The sequence below is a fragment of the Anaerophaga thermohalophila str. Valhall genome (assembly GCF_000250735.1).
Taxonomy (GTDB): Bacteria; Bacteroidota; Bacteroidia; order Bacteroidales; family Marinilabiliaceae; genus Anaerophaga; species Anaerophaga thermohalophila_A.
The window spans coordinates 24,356-47,200 of the sequence record NZ_AHZV01000076.1; the positions used below are offsets into that span (position 1 = coordinate 24,356).

Annotated in this window: 18 protein-coding genes and 2 tRNA genes; 6 read left to right on the plus strand and 14 right to left on the minus strand. The window is 40.4% G+C overall.

What is annotated here, in order from left to right; genetic code table 11:
* Positions 1-54: 54 nt before the first annotated feature.
* From OQ5_RS20135 to OQ5_RS0103365, 3 genes are all read right to left on the minus strand, one after another.
* Complete coding sequence (locus OQ5_RS20135) at positions 55-1,146, minus strand: MlaD family protein (RefSeq protein WP_255297363.1); 1,092 nt, start codon at positions 1,144-1,146, stop codon at positions 55-57.
* Positions 1,064-1,321, minus strand: a complete 258-nt coding sequence (locus OQ5_RS24185) for an MlaD family protein (RefSeq protein WP_255297364.1) — start codon at positions 1,319-1,321, stop codon at positions 1,064-1,066. Before OQ5_RS24185 ends, OQ5_RS20135 begins: the two co-directional genes overlap by 83 nt.
* A gap of 395 nt (positions 1,322-1,716) precedes the next feature.
* Positions 1,717-2,829: an N-acetylmuramoyl-L-alanine amidase family protein gene (locus OQ5_RS0103365; protein WP_016776146.1), complete on the minus strand. Its 1,113-nt coding sequence runs from the start codon at positions 2,827-2,829 to the stop codon at positions 1,717-1,719.
* Between the two features lie 322 nt (positions 2,830-3,151).
* Between OQ5_RS0103365 and OQ5_RS0103375 the strand changes: the two genes are divergently transcribed.
* Entirely contained in the window at positions 3,152-5,824 is a 2,673-nt protein-coding gene (locus OQ5_RS0103375) for a putative LPS assembly protein LptD (RefSeq protein WP_016776148.1), read from the plus strand.
* 92 nt (positions 5,825-5,916) lie between these two features.
* Here the strand turns inward: OQ5_RS0103375 and OQ5_RS0103380 are convergent.
* Together OQ5_RS0103380 and OQ5_RS0103385 are read right to left on the minus strand one after the other, a co-directional pair.
* Positions 5,917-6,004: transfer RNA gene (locus OQ5_RS0103380), tRNA-Ser, on the minus strand.
* 14 nt (positions 6,005-6,018) lie between these two features.
* Positions 6,019-6,091: transfer RNA gene (locus OQ5_RS0103385), tRNA-Trp, on the minus strand.
* 377 nt (positions 6,092-6,468) lie between these two features.
* On the opposite strand from OQ5_RS0103385, the gene OQ5_RS0103390 reads away from it, so the two are divergent.
* On the plus strand, positions 6,469-7,359 hold the full coding sequence (locus tag OQ5_RS0103390) for a tetratricopeptide repeat protein (protein ID WP_016776149.1): 891 nt from the start codon (positions 6,469-6,471) through the stop codon (positions 7,357-7,359).
* 598 nt (positions 7,360-7,957) lie between these two features.
* On the opposite strand, the gene OQ5_RS0103400 is transcribed toward OQ5_RS0103390, so the two are convergent.
* The 7 genes from OQ5_RS0103400 to nikR all read right to left on the minus strand — a co-directional run bounded on the left by OQ5_RS0103400 (position 7,958) and on the right by nikR (position 13,955).
* On the minus strand, positions 7,958-9,424 hold the full coding sequence (locus OQ5_RS0103400; protein WP_016776150.1) for a sensor histidine kinase: 1,467 nt from the start codon (positions 9,422-9,424) through the stop codon (positions 7,958-7,960).
* A gap of 77 nt (positions 9,425-9,501) precedes the next feature.
* Positions 9,502-10,590 carry a TrmO family methyltransferase domain-containing protein gene (locus tag OQ5_RS0103405; RefSeq protein ID WP_016776151.1) on the minus strand — a complete coding sequence of 363 codons (1,089 nt, stop codon included), beginning with the start codon at positions 10,588-10,590 and terminating at the stop codon, positions 9,502-9,504.
* A 6-nt stretch (positions 10,591-10,596) separates the two neighbouring features.
* Positions 10,597-11,355 (minus strand): ABC transporter ATP-binding protein, encoded by a 759-nt coding sequence (locus OQ5_RS0103410; RefSeq protein WP_016776152.1) that lies wholly within the window; start codon positions 11,353-11,355, stop codon positions 10,597-10,599.
* Positions 11,356-11,359: 4 nt separating this feature from the next.
* Positions 11,360-12,019 carry a FecCD family ABC transporter permease gene (locus OQ5_RS21875; RefSeq protein WP_082179470.1) on the minus strand — a complete coding sequence of 220 codons (660 nt, stop codon included), beginning with the start codon at positions 12,017-12,019 and terminating at the stop codon, positions 11,360-11,362.
* Positions 11,922-12,434 carry an iron chelate uptake ABC transporter family permease subunit gene (locus OQ5_RS21880; protein WP_052308285.1) on the minus strand — a complete coding sequence of 171 codons (513 nt, stop codon included), beginning with the start codon at positions 12,432-12,434 and terminating at the stop codon, positions 11,922-11,924. The genes OQ5_RS21875 and OQ5_RS21880 overlap by 98 nt, the downstream gene beginning before the upstream one ends.
* Positions 12,415-13,494: an ABC transporter substrate-binding protein gene (locus OQ5_RS0103420; protein ID WP_016776154.1), complete on the minus strand. Its 1,080-nt coding sequence runs from the start codon at positions 13,492-13,494 to the stop codon at positions 12,415-12,417. Before OQ5_RS0103420 ends, OQ5_RS21880 begins: the two co-directional genes overlap by 20 nt.
* Positions 13,495-13,550: 56 nt before the next feature.
* Positions 13,551-13,955: a nickel-responsive transcriptional regulator NikR gene (gene nikR / locus OQ5_RS0103425; RefSeq protein WP_016776155.1), complete on the minus strand. Its 405-nt coding sequence runs from the start codon at positions 13,953-13,955 to the stop codon at positions 13,551-13,553.
* 234 nt (positions 13,956-14,189) lie between these two features.
* Between nikR and OQ5_RS0103435 the strand changes: the two genes are divergently transcribed.
* From OQ5_RS0103435 to OQ5_RS0103450, 4 genes are all read left to right on the plus strand, one after another.
* Positions 14,190-15,239, plus strand: coding sequence for a hypothetical protein (locus OQ5_RS0103435; protein ID WP_016776157.1), 1,050 nt, complete (start codon positions 14,190-14,192; stop codon positions 15,237-15,239).
* Between the two features lie 13 nt (positions 15,240-15,252).
* Entirely contained in the window at positions 15,253-17,034 is a 1,782-nt protein-coding gene (locus OQ5_RS0103440) for an aminopeptidase P family protein (RefSeq protein WP_016776158.1), read from the plus strand.
* Between the two features lie 549 nt (positions 17,035-17,583).
* Positions 17,584-19,026 carry a thioredoxin-like domain-containing protein gene (locus OQ5_RS0103445; RefSeq protein WP_016776159.1) on the plus strand — a complete coding sequence of 481 codons (1,443 nt, stop codon included), beginning with the start codon at positions 17,584-17,586 and terminating at the stop codon, positions 19,024-19,026.
* Between the two features lie 209 nt (positions 19,027-19,235).
* A complete protein-coding gene (locus OQ5_RS0103450) occupies positions 19,236-20,435 on the plus strand; it encodes a DUF4465 domain-containing protein (protein WP_016776160.1) in 1,200 nt (399 codons plus the stop codon).
* Positions 20,436-20,457: 22 nt separating this feature from the next.
* Here OQ5_RS0103450 and OQ5_RS24190 read toward each other — a convergent pair whose 3' ends face one another.
* Positions 20,458-20,880 carry a T9SS type A sorting domain-containing protein gene (locus OQ5_RS24190; RefSeq protein ID WP_255297365.1) on the minus strand — a complete coding sequence of 141 codons (423 nt, stop codon included), beginning with the start codon at positions 20,878-20,880 and terminating at the stop codon, positions 20,458-20,460.
* Between the two features lie 14 nt (positions 20,881-20,894).
* On the minus strand, positions 20,895-22,640 hold the full coding sequence (locus OQ5_RS20145; RefSeq protein WP_016776162.1) for a trypsin-like serine peptidase: 1,746 nt from the start codon (positions 22,638-22,640) through the stop codon (positions 20,895-20,897).
* Positions 22,641-22,845 lie beyond the last annotated feature (205 nt).

The following is a 22,845-nucleotide window of genomic DNA, read 5'->3' on the forward strand; positions in this document are numbered from 1 at the left end:
TTCGTCAAATAATTTTTCAGGGTGTTTTTGCGACAATTCTATTAAACAAAATATTTAATCCTTCGTACCGGAAAGTTTAAGTGCTTTAAAGAGTTTCACTGGTTTACCTTCTTTGAATGCGATAATTTCTGCTTCGGGATACTCATGGATAATTTCATCACGAATGCTTTTAACATCGGCATACGAAGAAGAGGCACCAACTGTGTAAGTGTATTTTTTACCATCAGTATCTTCAAAAATTCGGTATTTATCTCTTATCATATTATTCCTGATATCCAAAGGTTTATCTGATACGGAAATTCTTACTTTATACACAATCCCTTGTTCTTCGGCTTTTTTGTCGTCAACTTTAATTTCAACCGTTTTTCCAAAATCGAAGGCTGAAATGCTGAAATAACGTTTCGGATTGTGGCGTACATCGGCCAATAATCTGTCAAGATTGGCCGAGGCATCCATCAGATTGTAATAAAGCCCTTCATCCGAGAGTAACAGTCCAAGACTTCCCTCCCCTTCACTGGCCTGCTTAAGCAGTGAATTCAGAATAAAAAGGCTCGAATCAAGTTTTTCGGCCAATGTATCAAGTTCAAGTCTTCCAAGTTGTTCACTAAAGTCTTCCACATTTTTTATTGTTGCTGAAACAGAATGACGTTGACGGCTAAGTTCCCCTGAGATAGTATCTATATTGGCCAAAGAATTACGCAACGCACCGCCTTTTGACATAACGGTATTAAATTCGGCAGTAGTTTTCTCCAGGTTTTGCATCATTTGCCGGAAGCTTTTCATGCCTTCTTCAAAGCTCTGATTATTGGTATCGGACAAAACACCCGACAACCCGGATAAGGTAGAATCAATTCTCACAATTAGTGCTTCTACCTTATCTTTAATGGGCATAACTTCGGTGGTCACCTGGTCCATAATTGCCCGTTTTATGCTTGTTTGCAATGTATCACCAGGCTCAAGGAGCTCATCCGGTTGACCGTCCAGGAATTGTACCGCCATGGTTCCCATCAGGTCGAAGCTATAAATTTGAGCTACCGTGGTTCTATATACCGGTAACTCCCTTTCAAGCGAGAATGTTACAATAAATTTTTTCTTCTCTTTCCGGATGGAATTCAATATCTCTGACAGAACCCACCTTATATCCATTATAATAAACCGGACTGGCTTCAGTAAGTCCCTCCAGCCGCGGATAAGTTCCGTAGTAAACAGTGCCTGTATCAAAGATATCCTTCCCTTTCAGAAAATTAACGCCCCACAATAAAACAATCAGGGCGGCAATGACGGTTAAAGCAATTTTATACTCCTTTTTCAAATTTATCATGAATACATATTTAGTGCGTGTCCCAAGTCAGCTTTTAAAAGCCTAAATAAACGTAAAGACGCAATGACGCAAAGTTTTTATAATGAAAGAGTTGTGACTTGTACCATTGATTGTGCAAATAATTAATTATCAAATATCTGTAAAAGTTCAACAGAGTATTGATACAAAAGACCTTTAGATTTTTAAATATAAGATACAAGATGATTCGCATAACTTTGGTTTACTGCATTTTAGCAGATATAGTTCATTGATTACAAATAGCTGATTTGCTATTTAGTGTCTGTCCATAAAGTACCGGTTGCAATGCCTACCTATATCATCCGGGGCTTGTGAAGCCGCTAAAAACAGCCCTCGCATACGGGTTACTAAAAAAATAACCAAATTATTTTATCCTTTCAGGGGATAATCCTTTCTCCGTCGCGAAATCCTACAATGAAACAATCCGGAACTTTTTCCCTTACCTCAGGAAGAATTTTTTCTATTTCCTCATGGCTGTAAGCAAGTCCAGTCGTATATTTGTAATAATCTCCTTCTTTGTACTCCCACACATTGTCAAAATATTTGTAGGGTCCTTCATCTTCTTTTATGGGCTTTTGCGAGCTGGCCACCTGAATTCGGTACTGAATGCCGGCCGTATCGTCAGAAGAAGGGCCTTTGTCTAATTCAGTAACCACATTTTCACTTGTCTTTGGTTTTTGTTTAACCAAATTAGAGTTCCTGGCATCATACCTTTCTTTATAGTCTCTTATTGCCCTGAAAATAGCTGAAGCAAGATAAACCTTTCCATTTTCCGATGCCATAAACCGTTCTTCATAGCGATTACTGAGAAAACCGACCTCAACCAGGACACCGGGCATCGAAGTTTCTCTTAACACCAGAAATCCTGCCTGTTTTACGCCTCTGTCATGTCGTCCTACCCTGTTTCTGAACTGATTCTGAACAGCAGAAGCAAACCCGATGCTTTGGTCAAGATACACATTTTGCATCAACTCAAAGATAATATAAGACTCGGTAGAATTGGGGTCAAAACCTTCGTATTTCCTTTCGTAATTGTCCTCCAGCACAATCACTGAATTTTCTTTTTTGGCTACTTCAAGGTTCTCTTCAGAGCGGTGAAGCCCCAAAACGAAAGTCTCTGAGCCGTAAATGCGAGGATTTGTGATTGAATTGGCATGAATCGATACAAAAAGATCCGCATCATTTTCATTAGCGATGCGAGCGCGCTCATCAAGAGGAACAAATTTATCGTCTTCGCGCGTCATAACAACATTTAGTTCCGGTAAATACTTCCTTAAATAATCTCTCACTTTCAGAGCTATATCCAGAACAATATCTTTTTCCTTATTATGCCTGCCAACAGCCCCTGAATCTTTTCCCCCGTGACCAGGGTCAATGACTACCGTCTTCAAAACAATGCTTTCTTCACCCTTCGATTGACCGGCAACAGTAGCCATGAAAAAGCAAAAGAAAAGAAACAACAGCCCTCTAAATACAATATGTAGCTTCATATCTGCTCGTCAAAACTATGCTTATCAAATCCAACGAAACAAAATCAATTCGTCACGATCCGATTTAATAAATTTATTTCTTTATTGATCTTCAAAATTTTGTACAAATTTGAGAGTTTTTGAAACAAATTCCATCCCAAAATTAAAAAATCTTATTCTTTGTTTTTGTTAAAATGGCCTCAATTTTGCTACAAAATGCTCTTTAAAGACCTTTTTTTAGCTTATTTTTGTGCTTGATTTTGGAGAAAAAGAATGAAAAATCACCAAGCTTAGAAGCATACATATCTTGATACCAATACTTTGCAAACATACTTCGCTACGATTGACTGTCGGTTTTATATTGACAGTTATTGCCGGTTCTTTTGTATCCACATTGGCACAAGATTCTCCTCTAACTATTAACCGGAGTGACACCCTTCAAATAAACGGCGACACAACATCACAGGAAGCGGATACCATCCAGGCAGAAACCAGACCTCCTATTATAGAAGCAGAAGTTGAATACTCGGCTACCGATTCGGTTAAATTTACCGGAGGAAAAGTATTTCTATACGGAGATGCCAGTGTCAGTTATCAGGATGTTTTACTTACTGCATACAAAATTGAATTGGACCTCGACAGCAGTCTGGCTTATGCAACAGGACGGATCGATTCCACCGGGAATGAAGTCGGATTGCCCGTTTTTAAAGATCCCAGCGGTGAATATACCATGCGGTCTATCAAATACAATTTTGAAACGGAAAAAGCCATAATTGAGCATGTTGTAACAGAACAGGGCGAAGGTTATGTTGTCAGCAACAAGGCAAAGAAATTACAGGATAATATATATTGCCTGCGAAACGGAAAATACACTACCTGCACCAATCATGATCACCCCCATTTCTATCTAAATTTGACAAAAGCCAAAGTCATTCCGGGGAAAAAAATCATCACCGGACCGGCCTACCTGGTTATTGAAGATGTGATAATGCCCGTAGCTGTTCCTTTTGCGTTTGTACCCAGCTCATCCACATACAGTTCGGGATTCATACTTCCTTCGTACGGCGAAGAAAGCAGCCGTGGTTTTTTCCTTAGAAACGGGGGTTATTACTGGGCAGCCAACGACTATTTCGATTTGTCTGTGACCGGTGATATTTATTCCAACATGTCGTGGGGTACAAGAGTAGCTTCGCGGTACAAACTAAGGTACAAGTTTTCCGGTAATTTTAATTTTCAATACATCACCAATGTTACAAGCGAAAAAGAATTGCCGGACTATAGTAAAAGTAAGGATTTGTCCATAAGCTGGTCGCACAGTCAGGATGCCAAAGCCAATCCTTACAGTCGTTTTTCAGCCAGTGTAAATTTTTCTACAAGCTCATTCGACCGTAATAATGTAGGCAGCATCATTAACCCGAGACAACTTGCAACCAACACCAAGCGTTCCAGCATTTCATATTCCAAACAATGGCCCGATAGTCCTTTTAGTCTGTCAGCCAACCTTCAGCATTCACAAAACAGCAGGGATACTACTATTGATCTGACTTTACCGAACCTGACACTGACCATGAACCGCATTTATCCTTTTAAGAAAAAAGACAAAATAGGTTCTCAGGAGAAATGGTACGAAAAAATTAGTATGAGTTATACCGGAAATGCCAGTAACAGAATATCTACCAAAGAAAGTGAACTGTTTGATTCCAGTCTGGCCCAGGATTGGAAAAACGGTATTCAGCATACTATCCCCGTAAGTATGAATTTCAAACTCCTCCGGTATTTCACGCTTTCTCCCAGCTTCAACTACAAAGAGCGCTGGTACTTTAAATCAATAGAAAAATCATACGACCAGGAAAGACAGCAGGTGGTGGTATCAGATACCACCCAGGGATTTAACAGGGTTTATGATTACAGTTTCTCGGTTGGAACACAAACCAAGATTTATACTTTTTTCCGTCCCAGCCGTTGGTTATTTGGCGGTGGTATTCAGGCCATCAGACACATGATGACACCTTCTGTGAGTATGTCTTATCGTCCCGATTTCAGTGATCCCAAATATGGATATTACGACTGGTTTGAATACTACGACCCAAGTCGTGATGAAATAGTAAGGCACGATTATTCAATATATGAAGGAGCCATGTACGGAGTACCCGGACGCGGTGAATCCGGGTCCATGAGCATTGGGTTGAATAATAATATTGAAATGAAAGTAAAAAGCCGGGAAGACAGTACCGGATTTAAAAAAATACCGCTACTGGAATCGCTTAATTTTAGCACTTCCTATAATTTTTTGGCCGATTCGATGAAATGGTCCAGAATTAACATGAGTGGACGAACAAAAGTCTTTGGTACTTCCATCAATTTTAATGCAGTTTTTGACCCATATTCCATTCAGTTGAACGAACAGGGAAATCCGGTAAGAGTTGACCGTCTGTTGTGGAAAGACAAACGAAAAATTGCCCGGCTGGAAAATGCCAGCTTAAGTTTCGGCCTTAATTTCGGCTCTGAAACTTTTAAGAAAAAAGACAACAAGGAACAAAATCAAGACTCCGACAGCCAGTTCCCGGATCAGGATGATAACCGTGAAACCGGAGTTGAAGGGCCTCCCGGGCCTCAAACTTCAGGGGAAATACCCCGGTACGCCGAATTTTCTATGCCCTGGAATATGTCACTCAACTATAATATGCGCATCGTTCAGGATAAATTTAACAAGGAAAGGATGGCATACGATAAAAGATTTACTGCCGATATTAGCCTGAACGGGAATCTTGAATTGACAAAAAAATGGTCTGTTAATTTTTCTACCGGTTACAATGTTGACAGAAAAGAAATATCTCATACCAACATCCGTATCAATCGCGACCTGCATTGCTGGAACATGAGTTTTAATCTCGTCCCTGTCGGATCCTACAAATCCTATTTCTTCACCATAGCAGTTAACAGCAGTATGCTTCGCGATCTAAAATACGAAAAACGCAGCCATCCAAGAGATAATCCGGGTTTTGGAGGTTTTTAATTACCAGGTAATTCGAACTCAGGCCATCCCTTCGTTCGAATCCGCTCACCCTCTAACGCAAAAAGCCATCCTGAAAAAGGATGGCTTTTTTGCGGAGAGTGAGGGATTCGAACCCTCGATACGCTTTTGGCGTATACACACTTTCCAGGCGTGCGCCTTCGACCACTCGGCCAACTCTCCAGAAATTGAGCACGCACGGGAGGAGAGACTCGAACTCCCGACACCTGGTTTTGGAGACCAGTGCTCTACCAACTGAGCTACACCCGTGTGTCGTCCTGTTTACGCGTTGCAAAAATATAATTTTTAAGGCATTTTTTGCAATCTTTTCAGGGTTTTTATTTTCAAAAACCTGTTTTAGGCACTTGTTTTGCAGTAATGACAATATTATTTTTGTAGCCTTATCCAATATTCCGTTAAAATAAGCCTAAACGCAAAGACGAAATGAGGCAAAGTTTTCATTATGAGAGGTAGTAAAGACACCCAAACTGGGCGTTTTCACCTTACCAGACATCTGTAAAAGTTTAACGGAGTATTGTTTAAAAGAGACTGTCAAATAAGCCAAAGAATGAAACGACCCCCGATTACTTCCCGATAAATCGGGGCAGGCAGGGATGAGTTCCATCAGGCCTTAAAAATCAGCAAACATGAAGATAACAAAATTAACGATTTCAATTCTGCTCCTCACTTTTTTTGCCGGATGTAATCCACTCAAACAATTGCAATCTCATCAGGCATCCATTAAGAATGCGTTTGAAGCAGAAAACCACTCAGAAGTCCTGGTTAATTATGAGAAATTAAAAGATTATCATTCTTCGAAGGGCAGTGAAATCAAAACCGAATATCTCAAAATGGCTGCCGAATCTGCAGTTGAGGTAGAAAGATATTTGATGGCAGAAGAACTTCTTCAGGAGTGGATTGACAGAGAAGAAGATTTCGAAGCTGTTAAAATGCTCGCAAATGTTTACGAACAAACCGGGAAGACCGATAAAGAATATAAATTATGGAATCGGTACTGGGAAAAAATCGAATCTCCCGAACTGAAAAAAGAGGTAGGTCAGAAACTTTTTGCCATCGAAATGGAGCAAAAAGAGTATGATAAAGCGCTTGACAGAGCAAAAGAAATGCCGCCAATGAATGATCCGAGGATAGTATTTCTCCGTGTCAAAGCACTCGAAGCGACCGACAAAAAAGAAGAAGCCCGGAGTTTGTGTAATACCCTGCTTGAAAAAAACTCTGATTTTAAGCCCGCCCTTGAATGGAAAGCCAAAGATTTATATGAACAGGCCGAAAACTGGTATAAAGCAGAAATGCGGGAATACAATAAAGACCCCAATTATACAGCTTATGTATACTTGAAGCGGGAATTAAAAAAGATATCTGCCATGTACCGGCAAAGCCGGGATATTTTTGAAAAACTTCATCAGGAGGATCCTGACAATCAATTGTATATCAAATATTTGAAAAATATTTACCTGCGACTTGAAATGAATGAAGAAGCAGCAAAAATGGATATGCTTTTGGAAAATCAGAGATAAGGATGAGGCTCAATAAATTCGATCATAGAAAGAGGGATTAAATTAAGGTTGAGGCTGAGGTTGAGGTTGAGGTTGAGGTTGAGGTTGAGGTTGAGAATTCACCACAGATTACACAGATTTATCAATTATCAATTATCAATGATCAATTATCAATTATCAATTGAAGGAACACAGAACTTAAAACTCAAAAAATACACCATATAAGACATATAAGAACACAAAAGATAAAGTTGCATCATAGATAACAGAGATTTAAGTCCCCCTAGGGGGATTTAGGGGGCCTCAATTTTTTTTACTCTGTGAGACTCCGTGTAAACTCCGTTCTACTCTGTAAAACAATAAATTAAATACCCCTTACTTAACAGTAAATTAAGATGCCACAAATTTATCACACAATACCATCCAGTTCATAAAAACCTAAAATTGAGTTTATCAACTTGGTTGAATAGGGAAAAAATGGCAACTGCATTTGCATAACTTCCAAATTTTTTGGCAAAATTAGGTCAATTTGTTTTACGATAAGAATCTTATAAATTATTGATTACCAACTATAGGTCAGGAGCTCTGAATCTAACGATCTATTGTGAAAAAAACTCTATTAAAAAGTTGCTTCCGGTAGTACTACTGTAAAACAAGAGCCTTTGCCGGGTTCGCTCTCAACCTCTATTCGGCCATTATTCATTTCCACCATTTCGCGCGAAAGCATAAGTCCCAGTCCTGTACCGGCTTCTTCACTGGTTCCTTTTGTTGATAAATTGCCTGACAAAGAAAATATGCTCTTTTGTTTGGCCGGTTGAATCCCTATTCCGGTATCTTTTACCCGAATCCTGATGTAGCCGTCTTCCCTTTCTGTATAACACCTCACCTCACCTCCCGAGGTGGTGAATTTAACACCGTTATGAACCAAATTACGAACGATAAACTCGATCATATCTTTGTCGGCTTTAGCTATATCCGCTTCAGAAATATCATTTATTAAACGGATATTCTTCTTATCTGCCTGTTGACGTAAATGGTAGAAAACTTTCTCCACAATTTCTTTCAGATTCACTTTAACCGGAACGGGCGACAATTGTCCCAGCTGCGACTTCGACCACGTTAACAGGTCGTCTAGCAACTTGTAGGTTTGTTCGGAAACATCCGATATCTGTGCAGCCATCTTTTTCAACTCTGTTGATGAACAACTGTCCATTCCGTCGCTTAACATGGAAGCAAAGCCTATAATTGCCTGGAATGGACTTCTCAAGTCATGGGCAATAATACTAAATATCTTGTCTTTTGTCTCATTCAGTTCACGAAGATGGGCTTCACTCTCTTTTAGCCGTGATTCCATCTTTACTTTGGTACTAATGTCTGTTACCAGCAGGCATTTCTTATTCCTGCCCAGCCCGAAAAGTTTAAATTCCAAAACCTTACCTTTACACAAATCTTCCCACTCGTAAACCTCTTCACCATGTTGTACTGTTTTGCGTTCCTTCATCAATCCGGCAATATTTTTATTACACATCACCGATGATAACCTTTGATCGATAAAAGAGAGCCGGTTGAAAATAACGGAAGATTTAAGATTTGCGCGTTCAACAGCAAAGTCAATAATTTCACCTTCAGACTTTATGGCATCAAGAATAAGAATGCCTACCGGAGAATTTTCGAAAAGCTTTTCGAACAACTGCTCTCTCATCTCGAGTTGTTCTTTCAGCTTTTTTCTTTCGGTAACGTTAAATTTAACGGCAATATATCCGGTAATGGTAGAATCATCGTCTGAAAAAATAGGTGATATAGAAGCTTTTTCGGAGACTATTTCGCCGTTTTTAGTCCGGTTTACCATGTCACCACTCCAGCTTTTTCCAGCTGAAATGGTTTGCCACAATTCATCGTAAAACTGCCTGGAATGAAAGCCACTCTTAAGAATAGAAGGCTTCTTTCCCGTCACTTCATTCCTGGTATATCCATAAACCTTTTCAAACGTTTTATTTACAAAAACGATGGTCCCGTCTGCCTCTGTTATCAAAACAATCCCTTCGGAATTATCAAGCGCATTGACCAATTGCTGTCCTTTGATCATAAATCATTTTTTTGGTGTTCACTGGACTATACGGCAAGATGCAAAATAAGATTGCTCGATGTTAGTCTATTTTGACGTTAGGTACAATGAATTCCATAACCGTCAAGAAAAGGATGATGTACGTTCAAACATTTATTACAAATATTCCGGTTTTCCCTGTTCTTTCCTCGCGATGCCATAAAAATCTCTCCACACTCATCGCATTGCAAGCTTTCTTCTATAGGTGCATAGGGAGGAACTTTTACATTTTCTTCTTCTGTAACAAACAGCCTGGAAAAATCAAGTTCTAACATCCCAAACGAAGCCTTCCGCGATTCTTCGTTAAACAATTTCTGTTTTTCGGGATTGTCATTTCTTTTCACTATCACCTCATCGAAAAGTGTTTCAAATTCGGGGAATAATCGGCCTATGGTTTGTCTGAGATCGTTTCGGCCTCTTATCCTGAAGCCCTTTCCGTTTCTGGTAGCAAATGTTACCGCGTTTTTCCCCTGATCTTTAAATATAAGCCCGTTATTGCCAAAAGTGCAACCCGAAACATACTGTATTCCGTCGGCAAAACAATTATTGGTTTCAACGATAGCAAGAATCTTCTCCATGCCGTCCGAGATTTGCTTAAACCGCTGCATACCATTGACAGCGGCAATTACTCCCATTGCCAGACCCGGACAAAAATGACCGTGTATTTGTCCGGCCATCTTTAACAGTTGTTTCGTTTCACCCCGCGAAATGTGCTTCTCAATATTAAACCGGGGATTGTGCAGAGGAAGATCGTCATCTTCATTGTTCTGTCTGAAAAAGGAAAAGTCGGCAGGCTTCAGGTCAATCACCGGAGTACCGTCAATGGCATCCAGTCCTGAAACTATCAGAATATTCTCTTCCTGTTTCAGCAAACGTACCGTTGAAACACCAAGTCCGTTCGGACGACGCGGACTCCGGGATGCAAATACTCCTCGTGTTTCCCCTGTAAAAATGGGGCCCACAAGATCGAAATCTCCCGACTGGTGAAAATGAAAAATAACATCAATAAATTTCTGATATTCGATCTTATACAATCCACTTTCGAATTTTTTATCAATTACAATTTTGCTGATGATTTCACCTGCATTTTTGACATGTTCCGGTTTCTTTAATTCATTTTTAACGTAGCCGATTGGTTGTATTTCCATAGTAAATCAGATTTGCGGCAGAACATACTTCCGTCCGTTATTTTCAATAATATTAATTTTCACATCATATAACCGGGAAAGATTTTCTTCGGATATCACCTTTTCCCCACCAAAAGAAATAAGGTTTCCCTCTTTCAAAAGAAGAAAACAGCCTGCATATCTCATAGCAAGATTCAGATCATGAATAGCAATAATAACAGTTATATCCCTCTTCGATATAGTTTTAAGGAGTTTCATTACCTCGATCTGGTGTTTCAGATCGAGACTCGATGTAGGTTCATCTAAAATCAAAATTTCCGGTTCCTGCACGAGTGCGCGTGCAATGTTTACTCGCTGAAGCTCTCCGCCACTCAATTCATTGGTATATCTTAGCGCTAAATGGTCCAGTGAGAATTCTTTTATAATTTGCGCTGTTTTTTCGCGATCATTTCTACCCGGGGCCCAGTTAACATGTGGACGTCGTCCAAGTAGAATAGTGTCATAAACAGTTGACAAACCTTTATATCCGCCCGATTGAGGTACATATCCTACATGTCTGGCCAACTCACGCCGGTGATATTTCTTTAATGCTTTAGTATCCAGAAGGATTTCTCCTGCAGTTGGCTGCAACAATCCGTTAAGAAGCTTGATAAAGGTACTTTTTCCACTTCCATTGGGGCCAATTATGGCATAAAAATTTCCCGATAAAAACCGGCATGACAAGCTATTTATTACATTTCTGTCTTGAGAATACGCAAATTCAATTCTTTTTACTTCAATATCCATTATGCTATCTTTTTCTGACCCTGGTGATCAACAAAAAAAGAAAAAAAGGTGCACCGACAAAGGAAGTAACAATTCCCACAGGTATAACAACCGGAGCCACAACCGTACGCGAAAGTATATCGGCCATCAAAAGGAATACCCCTCCCAGAATGGCTGATGTGATTAAAACTATTCTGTCGTTATATCCTACCAGCCATCTTGTAACATGTGGTATAATGAGCCCTACAAAGGCTATAATCCCGAAAAAAGCCGTTGCCACAGCTGCACAAAGAGAGGCCACCATGACAGCGATCAGACGAAGTCTGTTCACATTGACACCAAGACTTCCGGCAACATCATCCCCGGCACTCAGAGCATTAAAATTGAAGGAATTATACACAAAAAAGGCCATCGCCGGAATCAGCACTAAAAACTGAACTCCGACTTTTGGCCAGGAGGCTTTGGCCATATCGCCAAACATCCAGCTAATGACAGAGGCCAGTTCCACATCGGTAGAAACATATTGTAAAAGTGAAGTGCCGGACTGAAACAATGAAGTAAGTATTATACCTGCCATAACCAGTATTTCAGGCGTTGCTCCCCTCCATCTGGCAAAACCTGTTATTAAAACAGCGCCAAGCAATCCAAAACAAAAAAGCAGAGAGAGTAACCAGCCAGGGTACATCAAACATAACACCCGAATCTTCCAGGCCGGCATTTGCCCCAATAGCTCCAAAAACAACAATGGCCAATGCTGCTCCAAATGCCGATGCTGCACTTAACCCCAAAGTAAACGGTGACCCTAATGGATTTCTGATAACTGTCTGGATTACAGCACCCGATATGGACAAACCCGCTCCTGTAGCAATTGCTGCCATAACTCTGGGCATCCGTATATAAAAAACCACCTGATTGGAAATCGCATCTCCCTTTCCTGTCAATACTTTAAATAACTTCTCTGCAGAGAGTTGAGCACTTCCCTCCCAGATACCCCATATCGAAATAATTAACAATAACAGTATAGTCAGAGTCACAAGCAAAAATTGACGAACCCTGTAATTTTTAAGTTGTTGCCCAAGTTCAGAGTTTTTCCCATCCATTGTATGTGGATTTCATTTTATCGAATACGTCACGCCCAAGCATAAACCGGTATATCTCCCTGGCCTTTTGTTCAAAACAAAACCCTGAAAATGTTCCCGGATAGATGGTTTTCCCTACGAACCACGAATTGATCAATACATTCTCAAAATTCGTGGAATACCAGTTATGCGGCATCAAAGTATAAACATTTCCCTTTTCAAAAGCTCTCAGTGTCTCTGCAAGCGGAGAACCAGATGTTATGTCGCGTTGAACCAGGTCCAGACCGGCACCATCTATAAACATGAAATCAGGATTCCACAATATAATTTGTTCTATATCGACATAAGTTCCGGTTGGGTTGACCGATTCCTTTACATTTAAATCTCCTGCTACATTTCTGACATTTGTAAAAACAAAGGGTGTATAATGAGCTTCAGTCGAAGCTATGCCCCGGGCTCCACGAAAAGAAACACCTCCGACATAAGCTGTCAATTTCGTTTTATCCGCTTTGAAGGAGGTAAGCGAATCCAGCAATTGTATCTGCGACATAACAAAATGTTTTAACGAATCCGCGCGTTCTTCATTCCCTGTAATTCTTCCTATCAGCCTCAATGATTCAAAAAACAGGTTACGGGCATTCCGTAAATTCCCGCTGTTTAATGCCACAACCGGAATACCTGTATTCTTTTGCAATTGGTCTGCATCCGAAGCCGACGAAAAAGCCATAAATATTACATCAGGTGCGTTAACAGTAATCAGCTCGGCATCGCCGCCCATGTAAGGTCCGATTATTGGTTTTTCCAGCAATTCGGGCCACGCAAATGCATAAGGACGACCTGGCCTTAATTCCACATCTTCAATGCCCGAAATCCGGTTTGCTAACCCCATGTAAACGAGCAGTCTCAATGCACCAGGACCGACACCGGCAATTTTATCAACTTCTTCGGGTATTACAACTTGTCTCCCATACATATCGGTAATCCCGACCTGCCCTGAGCTATTTTTATTGCCCGATGAATGACAACCCGACAAAAGCAGAATGGGGAAAAAGAGCCCAAAAAATATTATTATAATCTTCATTAGAGAATTTGTTGGTGGTTTTTGTAATTGAGAACTCAGTTGCAACCGGATTATCATTACCAGCCGGTAGTTGTCATGGCCAGTTTCCCGTGGCTAATGCCTTTTAAACTTCTTAATTTATCAGCGAGCTCAGTAAGAATTCGTGCCTTGCCCCGTACAGCAAGAATCTCAAAACTTAAGTCTTTTTCAATACAGAAATGCTGTGAGGACAAAATCACTTCATGATATTCATGTTCAATATCTTTTATCTTTCTAAGCAAACCAGGTCGATGATGGTAAAATATCAAGGAAATAGAGCCGGCTACCAAATTGTTGCATTGCCATTTCTTTTCAACCAGGTAATTGCTTATCAGTCGCCTGATTCCTTGCGACCTGTTGGAAAGAGAATTGTCTTCAACAAAATAATCAAGCTCTTCAAGAAGCTCTTTTTCAAGGGATACACCAAAACGAACTACCGACATAGTGTTACTTTTAAAATAATACGTGTTATCACAAAAATAATCATTACCCCGGAATTTCCTATCAAATTAATTCTTTTGCAGGTTAACCTGTACGTGTCTATAAGCTCGCAAAAATTTTCACAATATGTTTCATTTCGGGCCATGTAAAATTTCCCGTCTTCTTCCTTTTTCATTACTTTAGCCCTAAATTTATTTTGAAGCATTGCGTTCAAGAAATTAATTTAATATCCGGCAATGAGAAAAATTGTTATAGCTGTTGTTCTGGCTTTAGGAGCACTAATCAACCAAAATACAACAGGCCAGGAAAATAATTTAAATCAGTATTCGGATGAAAAAGAATGGATATTTTCGTCCGATGAATATGATGGTGTGGAAATACACAACCGTCACGGGGATATTATCATCTCACCAGGCCAGGGAGACACTCTTGCCGTGAATGTCATTATAGGGGTTGAATCGGACAGCAGGAAGTCAGCCGATGAAGTTCTTGAAAAAATTGACATTAAAAATTCTCAAAATGAAGGAAGGGCTTATTTCAGGACTTCTTTTAGCGAGGATTTCTATTCAAATTATGCTTTTGAAATAACCTATGAGGTATTGGTTCCTGTCAAAAATACATTAAAACTGGACAATCAGTTTGGAGATATAAGAATTGCCTCGCCTACAAATTCTCTGGATATTGCATTGAAATACGGAAACCTGAGTCATGAAAGTGCCGTAACCATTGATACTGTGCGGGGGAGTCTCTCCTTTGCTAAAGCCAGTTTAAACAATACGAAAGTATGTGAACTTGACCTCAACAATACAGATATTGAGATACAGGAGGTTGACAAAGGCATATTTTCCGGGAAGTATTACCAGCTATATATTGCCAATGCAGGTATAGCAGAAATTAAAGGCTCCACCGCAAGAGTAAATATCTCAAATACCAAAAAAATTAATATTGATGGCGACTTTTGTTTCGCCTCGGTCGAAAAAATTCAGGAAACCGGACAAATTGAAATAACGAACGGGCTGCTGATTATTGGTGGTGTTGGCAACCGCTTGAAAGAACTGTCGATTGCCAATTCCAATGCTCCAGTGAACCTTACCCTGCCGGAATCCCTTACTTATAATCTTCATGGCGAAGTATCCAACGGACAGTTCATACATTACAACCGGAAAATGTTCCGTATCGTCAGCGACCATGAAAAAACATCATTTTCGGGCAGTAATTCGGATGACAAAGAAGGCGCATCAATTGTGCTTTTCAATGAAAATGCCGGCATAAACATAAAAAAGTAAAAAATCATCTTATATGTCAGACTATTCAGACAGAATTCAGGAGCTGCGATCAAAGATGGCAGCCAAAGGTGTTGATGTATGCATTATACCGGGCAGTGATGCCCACATCAGCGAATATTTATCAGATCACTGGAAGGTAAGGGATTATTTATGCGGTTTTACCGGTTCAGCAGGCACCCTTGTGGTTGGAAATGATTGTGCCTGCCTGTGGACCGACTCCCGTTACTATCTTCAGGCCGAAGAACAACTGGCCGGAACAGGTGTAAAACTTGTAAAAGAAGGACTTCCCGATGTACCCGGATACATCGACTGGGTAGCTGACAACTTGTCGGCAGGCAGCAAGGTAGCAGTGAACGGCACCTGCTTTTCGGTTGAGAAAGTAAGGGAAATGAGCCGGGTTTTTCATAAAAAGCAAATACAACTTGAAACCCGCTACACCCTCGCCGAAGATGTGTGGACCACCCGGCCTGCCATTCCCGATAATCCTGTAACCGAACACCCCGAAAAACTGGCCGGCCTTTCACGAACCCAAAAAATTGAAATGGTTCGCCGTGAGTTAAAAGAAAAAGGTACCACCCATTATGTTACCGGCTCACTGGATGAAATTGCATGGGTCATGAATCTCAGAGGCTCTGATGTCTCCTTCAATCCCGTTTTCCATGCTTTCCTGATCATTTGTCAGGACTATGTTTCACTTTATATCAATCCTAACAAACTAACCTCGGCAATAGGTAAGAGACTCTCCAACGATAAAATACGCATTAGTTTATATGGAGATATCTATTCCCATCTCAAAGAATTACCTGATCATGCCATTGTTTTCATTGATCCTCAACGAAATAATTCCACTCTGTTCTCCTCAATTCCCGCTTCCATACCCAAAATTGAAGGAACAGGTATTATTACTGATCTGAAATCTGTGAAAAACGATGTGGAGATAGAGAACATCAGAAAAACCATGATTGAGGATGGAATCGCCATGGTCAGATTTCTGAAATGGCTCGAAGAAACCGTGCCATCGGGTTCTGTCAGTGAACTCTCCGCTGCCAGGCAGTTACTTGAATTCAGAAAACAATCCCCGGATTTTCAGGGAGAGTCGTTTAATACAATTTCAGGATACGGACCTCATGGTGCCATCGTGCATTATGATGTTTCTCCCGAGTCGGATGCAAAGCTCGAAAACAAAGGAGTTTACCTGCTCGATTCAGGAGGGCAATATCCTACCGGCACTACCGACCTTACACGTACTATTGGTCTCGGCCCTGTTGATGATCAAGTAAAAAGAGACTATACCCTTGTACTGAAAGGACACATTGCTTTGGCATGTGCGGTCTTCCCCACGGGAACCAGGGGAGTGCATCTTGATATTCTGGCCAGGCAGCCCCTATGGAAAAACAAATTGAATTACGGACACGGTACCGGGCATGGAGTAGGCTATTTCCTCAACGTTCATGAAGGCCCTCAGAGCATAAGACTGCAAGATAATGGCATCGAATTAAAGCCAGGAATGGTAACATCCAACGAACCAGGCATCTACCGACCAATGGAATATGGAATTCGTATAGAAAACATTGTGCTTTCGCGCAAAGCAGGTGACTCTGATTTCGGCACATTTTTTGAATTTGAAACGCTGACTCTGTGCCCGATAGATAAATCTTTAATTCTTAAAGACATGTTGACCGTTGAGGAAAAAAACTGGCTCAACAACTATCACAAACAGGTTTTTGAACAACTTTCACCAAAACTAAATGAAAATGAAAAAGAGTGGTTGAAAGAAAAAACAAAAGCCATTTGATAGCGCCGAATGCGTACAAGGACTTAGGCCGAATTTAATGTTTACACGCGATTACTAACGAAACGAGCGTGGCAAAGATTGCCACAATAGATCATTAGATTTTTAGGAATTTCTTTGCGCGACGGCATTTTTTAGCATAGCTGAATTTTGCTGCGTTCGGCATTGACACAAACAAGTTTGGTCACTGCTCTCACTTAACGCAAAATTTGTTTACTTTTTTTGCTGTAGAGACGAGCATGGTAACGATTGCAACAATAAGAATATGTATAAATCTTACATGCGAGTTCCATTAGGCCAATAACGTAAGTATATTATATACTAATGAATTGGAGCGAAGCGTAAATCGTGAACGCCTTATAATTTTTATTTCGTGAACAAAAAAAGTAAAAGCCCGCGTGGCTTGAGCGCTAAAATTTAATTTTTTTTTGTCGAATAGCAGTACCTTAAAATATAATTTTTCAAAGCATAGGCATTATCTTAAATCTTACATGCATTAATATATTGATTTACATTCCGTTAAAAGATACCACAAAAATTAACAATCTAACTATGAAACTATTAAAAGACTGTTTGTTTTTCTTTTTGGTTGCATTCATTCCCGTTATTGGTAATGCTCAGAATTCGGAAGAACCTGGCCATGAAATAGAGGTCACCATCAACGGATTTCGTGATACAACGCTAATTCTGGGACATTATTTCAACCAGCGCATGTATGTTGATGATACCACACGCATCGATTCGAATGGTAAAGCTGTTTTTGCCGGACAAAAGCCATTGCCGGGAGGAATTTATGTTGTTTATCTTCCAAATCAAAGATATTTTGATCTCCTGATCGATGAAGACCAGCATTTTGAAGTGAAAGTAGATACTGCAGATATGGTTTCTTCCATGCAGGTAAAAGGTTCGGAACAAACAGCTGAATTCAACAGATACCAGCGATTTATAATAGAAAGACAGAATATTGCAAAGGCATTACAGCAAAAGTTGCAGGAAACAGATACTGACAGTGATGATGGCAAAAAAATCAAAGAACAACTGGAAAATCTTAACAAGGAAGTTAAACGCAAATGGAAGCAACTAACCGAGGAAAATCCGGGAACGCTTTTGGCTCTTTTCCTAAAAGGAATTCAGGAGATTGAAATCCCTGACTTCGATGTTCCCGATGGAACAACCAATCCGGATTCCCTTCTTCGAATAAAGCGATATCAATATTACAAAAATCACTATTTTGACAATATAGACCTTACTGATGAAAGGATATTGAGAACCCCCTTCTTTGGCCGGAAAATTGAAAATTATTTCTCATCCGTTTTACCACAAATACCCGATACCCTTTTAAAAGAGGCCATCAGAATCATTGAGATATCAAGACCCGCTCCACAGGTTTTTCGTTTCCTGGTTAGCGATCTGTTTAATTATGCCAACGACAGTCAGGTTATGGGAATGGACAAAATGCTCGTTGGCCTGGCAGAAAAGTATTATCTCTCAGGCGAAGCCACATGGGCTGATGAAGAATTTCTAGACAAATTGGAAACAAGGGTAAAAGAGATGAAACCAACCCTGATAGGCAACAAAGCCCACGACCTCAAAATGCAGTCGTACAATGGCCAGTATTTCAGGTTACATGAGCTTACTTCGCCGGTTACCTTACTGGTTTTCTGGGAGACCGATTGCGGCCATTGTAAAAAAGTCATACCCCGACTTAATGAACTTTACCAGGAAGAACTAATTGACAAAGGGGTCGAGGTATTTGCCGTCTATACCCAAGGCGATCAACCCGAATGGACCAAATTCATTGAAGAACACGGACTGTATGATTTCATCAATGTTTGGGATCCATACCGTCATACCGGATTCAGGGAACACTATGATATAAAAAGTACACCTACCATTTATGTTTTAGGTAAAGATAAAAAGATCATTGGCAAAAGAATTGCTGTAGAAGATTTGCCCGGATTTATCGATCACTACCTTAGTACATCAGGTCGTTAAATTCATAGATGTATGTAGCCTTAAGGCAAATGAAGTTAGAAGTTAGAAGCCGGAAGCTGGAAGTTTGATGGTAGACGGTAGATTTTCATCTCGTGGCTCAACTTATCCCTGCTCATCCCCATAATTTGGGGAATATTCGGGAACAAGAATATATATAAACTTATGCAGGGTGCCGTCATAGCAAATAAATATTTATAGTCATTGGTTTTATGAAACTATCAATTTCATCAAACATACCTGTTGTCCGAAGAAGACACGAAGCATCCCCAAAGAATCCCGGAGAAATCGTGAAAAGCAGGAGGAAACAAGGGAAGGCACGGACAAGTTGTGGCCAATTTGAGGAATCAAAGTTCCATGCTCGTTTCATTCGTATAAAATTTATTTTTAAAGTCGGATGGAACTCATCCCGATTACCCGGGACTCGTTTCATTCTCCTTTCATTATTATCCTTCTCGTGGCTGTTTTTTGCATGCACAGAAGAGGAGAAGACCATTCCTCCCCCCGAAATATTTTTGGCCAACAGCGGGCAGGAAATAGAAGTAAATCTTGGAGATACCATATCCTTACAACCCAGGATTACTTACAACTTTGACGCCAGCTATGAATGGAGGAAAAACAATATCGCACTGGATCACACCGGACAGTTCTTACTTGATACCGCTAACAACCTTGGTAGCATTGAATATTTTTTCAAAGTTACAACCCCCTATGGCAGTGATTCGATGGTAATACCCGTGGATGTAATTATTCTGGCAGATTTTAATAGCCTGGCTCTCTCAACTGAGGTGGATACTTTCTGGGTCGGGTCTGACTCCAAAGAAGGTTTCACTCATAAAGAACTGTTTTTCCCCAACCAGTACACCAATGACACTATCTGGGAAGGTTTTGGCTACAGCAATATGGGTAGTAAATCTACAGTGATAGAAAATATTGAACCCTTTAGTGTTTACGATACCCAGGATAAAAAAGATTATTTCGCACTGGTGCGTGTACCAAATAAATCGGAGCCGCCTGCTCCAACCGTTTATTTTAATGATGACCGGGATCATCAACTGAAATCAATCGATGTAAATAATACAACACTTGGTCACTATATGATGGATTTCGGTACCGATGAGTTTGAACGAATGGGGGGACAGGGAAGTGAAAAGCCCGACTGGTTTAAATTAATCATTACCGGGATCAATGCAGAGGGAGAAATAACTTCGTCGATAGATTTCTTTCTCGCCGACTATCGTTTCGATAACAACAAAAGAGATTATATTGTCGAGGAATGGACAACAATAGATCTTAGCGAACTTGGTCCTGTCAACAAAATCCAATTCTCAGTTTCGAGCAGCAAAACCAACGGCAATGGTGATATGATAACGCCTGAGATGTTTTGCATCGACAACCTTAAAATATACTGACCGGATTGAACAATATATCTGATTATCGAACAATCAATTTAGAAACAGAAGCTTTTCCGTTGATACTGAGCTGTAGCAAATAAACTCCAGGCCTCAAACGCTTTGAAAAAATAAACTGATAACGATTTCGGTAAATGACTGCGTTTTGGGTCAGTACCAATTTTCCGTTCAGATCAAAAACAGAGATTTCTCCTGTCCCGTCTTCAGGGCAATAAATATAGGTATAACCGGTGGCAGGATTAGGAGCAATGGTAATGTTTTCGGGCACCAACACATCGCTGGAGTCGGTAAAAACCGCATTACCGACAAGTGCATCGATCCATACCATCGAAGCAAGGTCCCCACTCAAATCCGGATAGGGTTGCCATCCCGAATCCGGAGATTTCAGATATAAAGAATTGTTGGTTTCTCCAAGAGCCGCCTGATAAACAGCAAAATGTATCAACCGGCGCATTGTAATCATTGGAATAACCGACAAAGAAAGGCCCCGAAAAAGAAAACCGGCTGATCAAACAGCACCAATAACTCCTTGTCGGCTCCACCATCTATTTCCACATTATTTTTGCCCCCTAAAAGCAATTCCGGTTTGTCCAATCCCGACCAGATTTTTATATCAACTTCTCCGTCGCCTGCCACATAATTTTTCCCTGGCACCAAAAAAACACCGTAAATCTCACCCGATATAAATTCACCAAATTTTTCGGCCACATCTGTAATATTTAGACTGTTTGGCCCTGTCCATAACCCGTCTTCCCCTGTAATTTCCTGAACTTCGGGCGTTCCGTTATCAGGAAAATGAGACACCCTCATCATGTCGGTTCCTGCCGGATCATAGCCGGAAAGGCTGGTCAATCCTTCACCGGAAGGGTTAAGCCAGACATCAACACGTGCCGTATCTTCGGGTAAATGATCCCATATCTTATTTAAACGAATAAAATAATCGTTCACCGGATTACTGCACGTAGCAGCTCCACCCGAAAGAGACCCGATAAATGCACCGTTATTGAGAAATAAACCTGCTCCCGATGAACCGGGTTCGGTAGTTCCATCAGCCCATTCGGCCACTTTCCAGTGAGAATCATCCAGGAAAGTATTTCCAAATCGCGATGTCGCTGTATATGATGCCTCTATCGGAGCTTCTGATGAAACAGCTACTTTTTTCACATCCCCGTAGGGATGATGAACCGAATGCACCACTCCCGAAGGTGAAGAAGTTAAATCCCAACCTGAATAGTACGTTCGAAAATAGTCAGGGGGATATTCCGAAATTTCGAGCAGGGCAAAATCCAGCTGATCGGCAAAGGCACGCAAGTCGGAACCGGAAATGCTTTGTATTTTACTTCCCTCGACAAATGTCTGACATTGGGGAACTTCATAATTAAAGATGAAAACCACCGATTCCGGAGAAATATTTGAGCCAAGACAGTGACCGGCAGTCAAAACATAAGGAGTACCGTCATTATTCGTATTATTGAGTAAAGTACCACTGCAATATTCCGTGCCATTGACAATTACCTGGCAAACAGACCTCCCGTTCTGTAAATAGGCATCATTATCAAAACAGGTAAGGTCGGTATGACAAGGACCACTGTCACCAAAATCTCCTACCTTCGATGAAAACACATTAAAAACATTAAGAAAATCATGGTTTACTGCACCGATTTTCAATTTTGCAGCATCCTTCCCTATCTTATTTCCCATCCATTCGATGATTATTTCATCGCCCGGAATTGGTGCGGTGGCCAATCCACCCCATTTTTTGTTATTCTCTGTAGTCAGCGCCCCTAAAACATAACTACCGGAAGGATTGTAAATAAATAAAGAATCGCCTGGCTGTAGTTGAAACCTGTCAAAAACAACATTGAGAGAATAAGCACCGGACGATTTTATCCTTAATTGCCAATAGAGGCGGCCGTCTTCCAAAACAGTCGTTATCCCTGAATTATCAGGCGTCAGCTCCACAAAATTCGGATAAGCAAAACGTAAGGGACGACCTTTCCTGTTATTCATCAGTTCATTTTGAACATACTCCTTCGAAGGCGGTTGAAAGCTGACTACAGACTTCCGGTCACTATATGCATAGCTATCGACTCCTTTTAGCGTCTTGCCGGCATCCATCATCAACGGTCTTCCGCCATGACTGATTTGTCCGGAAATTAACGATGTAAGAATAAAAAATACGGTAAAAACAAAAATGCGTAACATCCCCTGTTTTTTTGTTTGAAACGTGTCAAAACCAAAAAAAGTTTACTGAAACAGGTAAAAAACAAAAGTTTCAGAAACTCTTGCAGAATTTATTTAGTGCGTGTCTATAACAATAGATTGTTAAATTTTTAGATATAAGTAATTTAGTCAGTAGTTTTTAGTCAATAGTTTTTAGTCAATAGTCAATAGTAATTTTTTTCAAATA

Excerpts from the sequence above, each read along its gene's own strand:
- OQ5_RS21875 (WP_082179470.1), bottom strand. The coding sequence starts at position 12,019 with ATGTACCCTGGCTGGTTACTCTCTCTGCTTTTTTGTTTTGGATTGCTT.
- OQ5_RS0103390 (WP_016776149.1), top strand. The coding sequence starts at position 6,469 with ATGAAGATAACAAAATTAACGATTTCAATTCTGCTCCTCACTTTTTTT.
- OQ5_RS21880 (WP_052308285.1), bottom strand. The coding sequence starts at position 12,434 with ATGGATGGGAAAAACTCTGAACTTGGGCAACAACTTAAAAATTACAGG.
- OQ5_RS0103410 (WP_016776152.1), bottom strand. The coding sequence starts at position 11,355 with ATGGATATTGAAGTAAAAAGAATTGAATTTGCGTATTCTCAAGACAGA.
- nikR (WP_016776155.1), bottom strand. The coding sequence starts at position 13,955 with ATGTCGGTAGTTCGTTTTGGTGTATCCCTTGAAAAAGAGCTTCTTGAA.
- OQ5_RS0103445 (WP_016776159.1), top strand. The coding sequence starts at position 17,584 with ATGAAACTATTAAAAGACTGTTTGTTTTTCTTTTTGGTTGCATTCATT.
- OQ5_RS0103365 (WP_016776146.1), bottom strand. The coding sequence starts at position 2,829 with ATGAAGCTACATATTGTATTTAGAGGGCTGTTGTTTCTTTTCTTTTGC.
- OQ5_RS0103405 (WP_016776151.1), bottom strand. The coding sequence starts at position 10,590 with ATGGAAATACAACCAATCGGCTACGTTAAAAATGAATTAAAGAAACCG.
- OQ5_RS20135 (WP_255297363.1), bottom strand. The coding sequence starts at position 1,146 with ATGGATATAAGGTGGGTTCTGTCAGAGATATTGAATTCCATCCGGAAA.
- OQ5_RS0103420 (WP_016776154.1), bottom strand. The coding sequence starts at position 13,494 with ATGAAGATTATAATAATATTTTTTGGGCTCTTTTTCCCCATTCTGCTT.
- OQ5_RS0103440 (WP_016776158.1), top strand. The coding sequence starts at position 15,253 with ATGTCAGACTATTCAGACAGAATTCAGGAGCTGCGATCAAAGATGGCA.
- OQ5_RS0103450 (WP_016776160.1), top strand. The coding sequence starts at position 19,236 with ATGAAACTATCAATTTCATCAAACATACCTGTTGTCCGAAGAAGACAC.
- OQ5_RS20145 (WP_016776162.1), bottom strand. The coding sequence starts at position 22,640 with ATGTTACGCATTTTTGTTTTTACCGTATTTTTTATTCTTACATCGTTA.
- OQ5_RS24185 (WP_255297364.1), bottom strand. The coding sequence starts at position 1,321 with ATGATAAATTTGAAAAAGGAGTATAAAATTGCTTTAACCGTCATTGCC.
- OQ5_RS0103400 (WP_016776150.1), bottom strand. The coding sequence starts at position 9,424 with ATGATCAAAGGACAGCAATTGGTCAATGCGCTTGATAATTCCGAAGGG.
- OQ5_RS0103435 (WP_016776157.1), top strand. The coding sequence starts at position 14,190 with ATGAGAAAAATTGTTATAGCTGTTGTTCTGGCTTTAGGAGCACTAATC.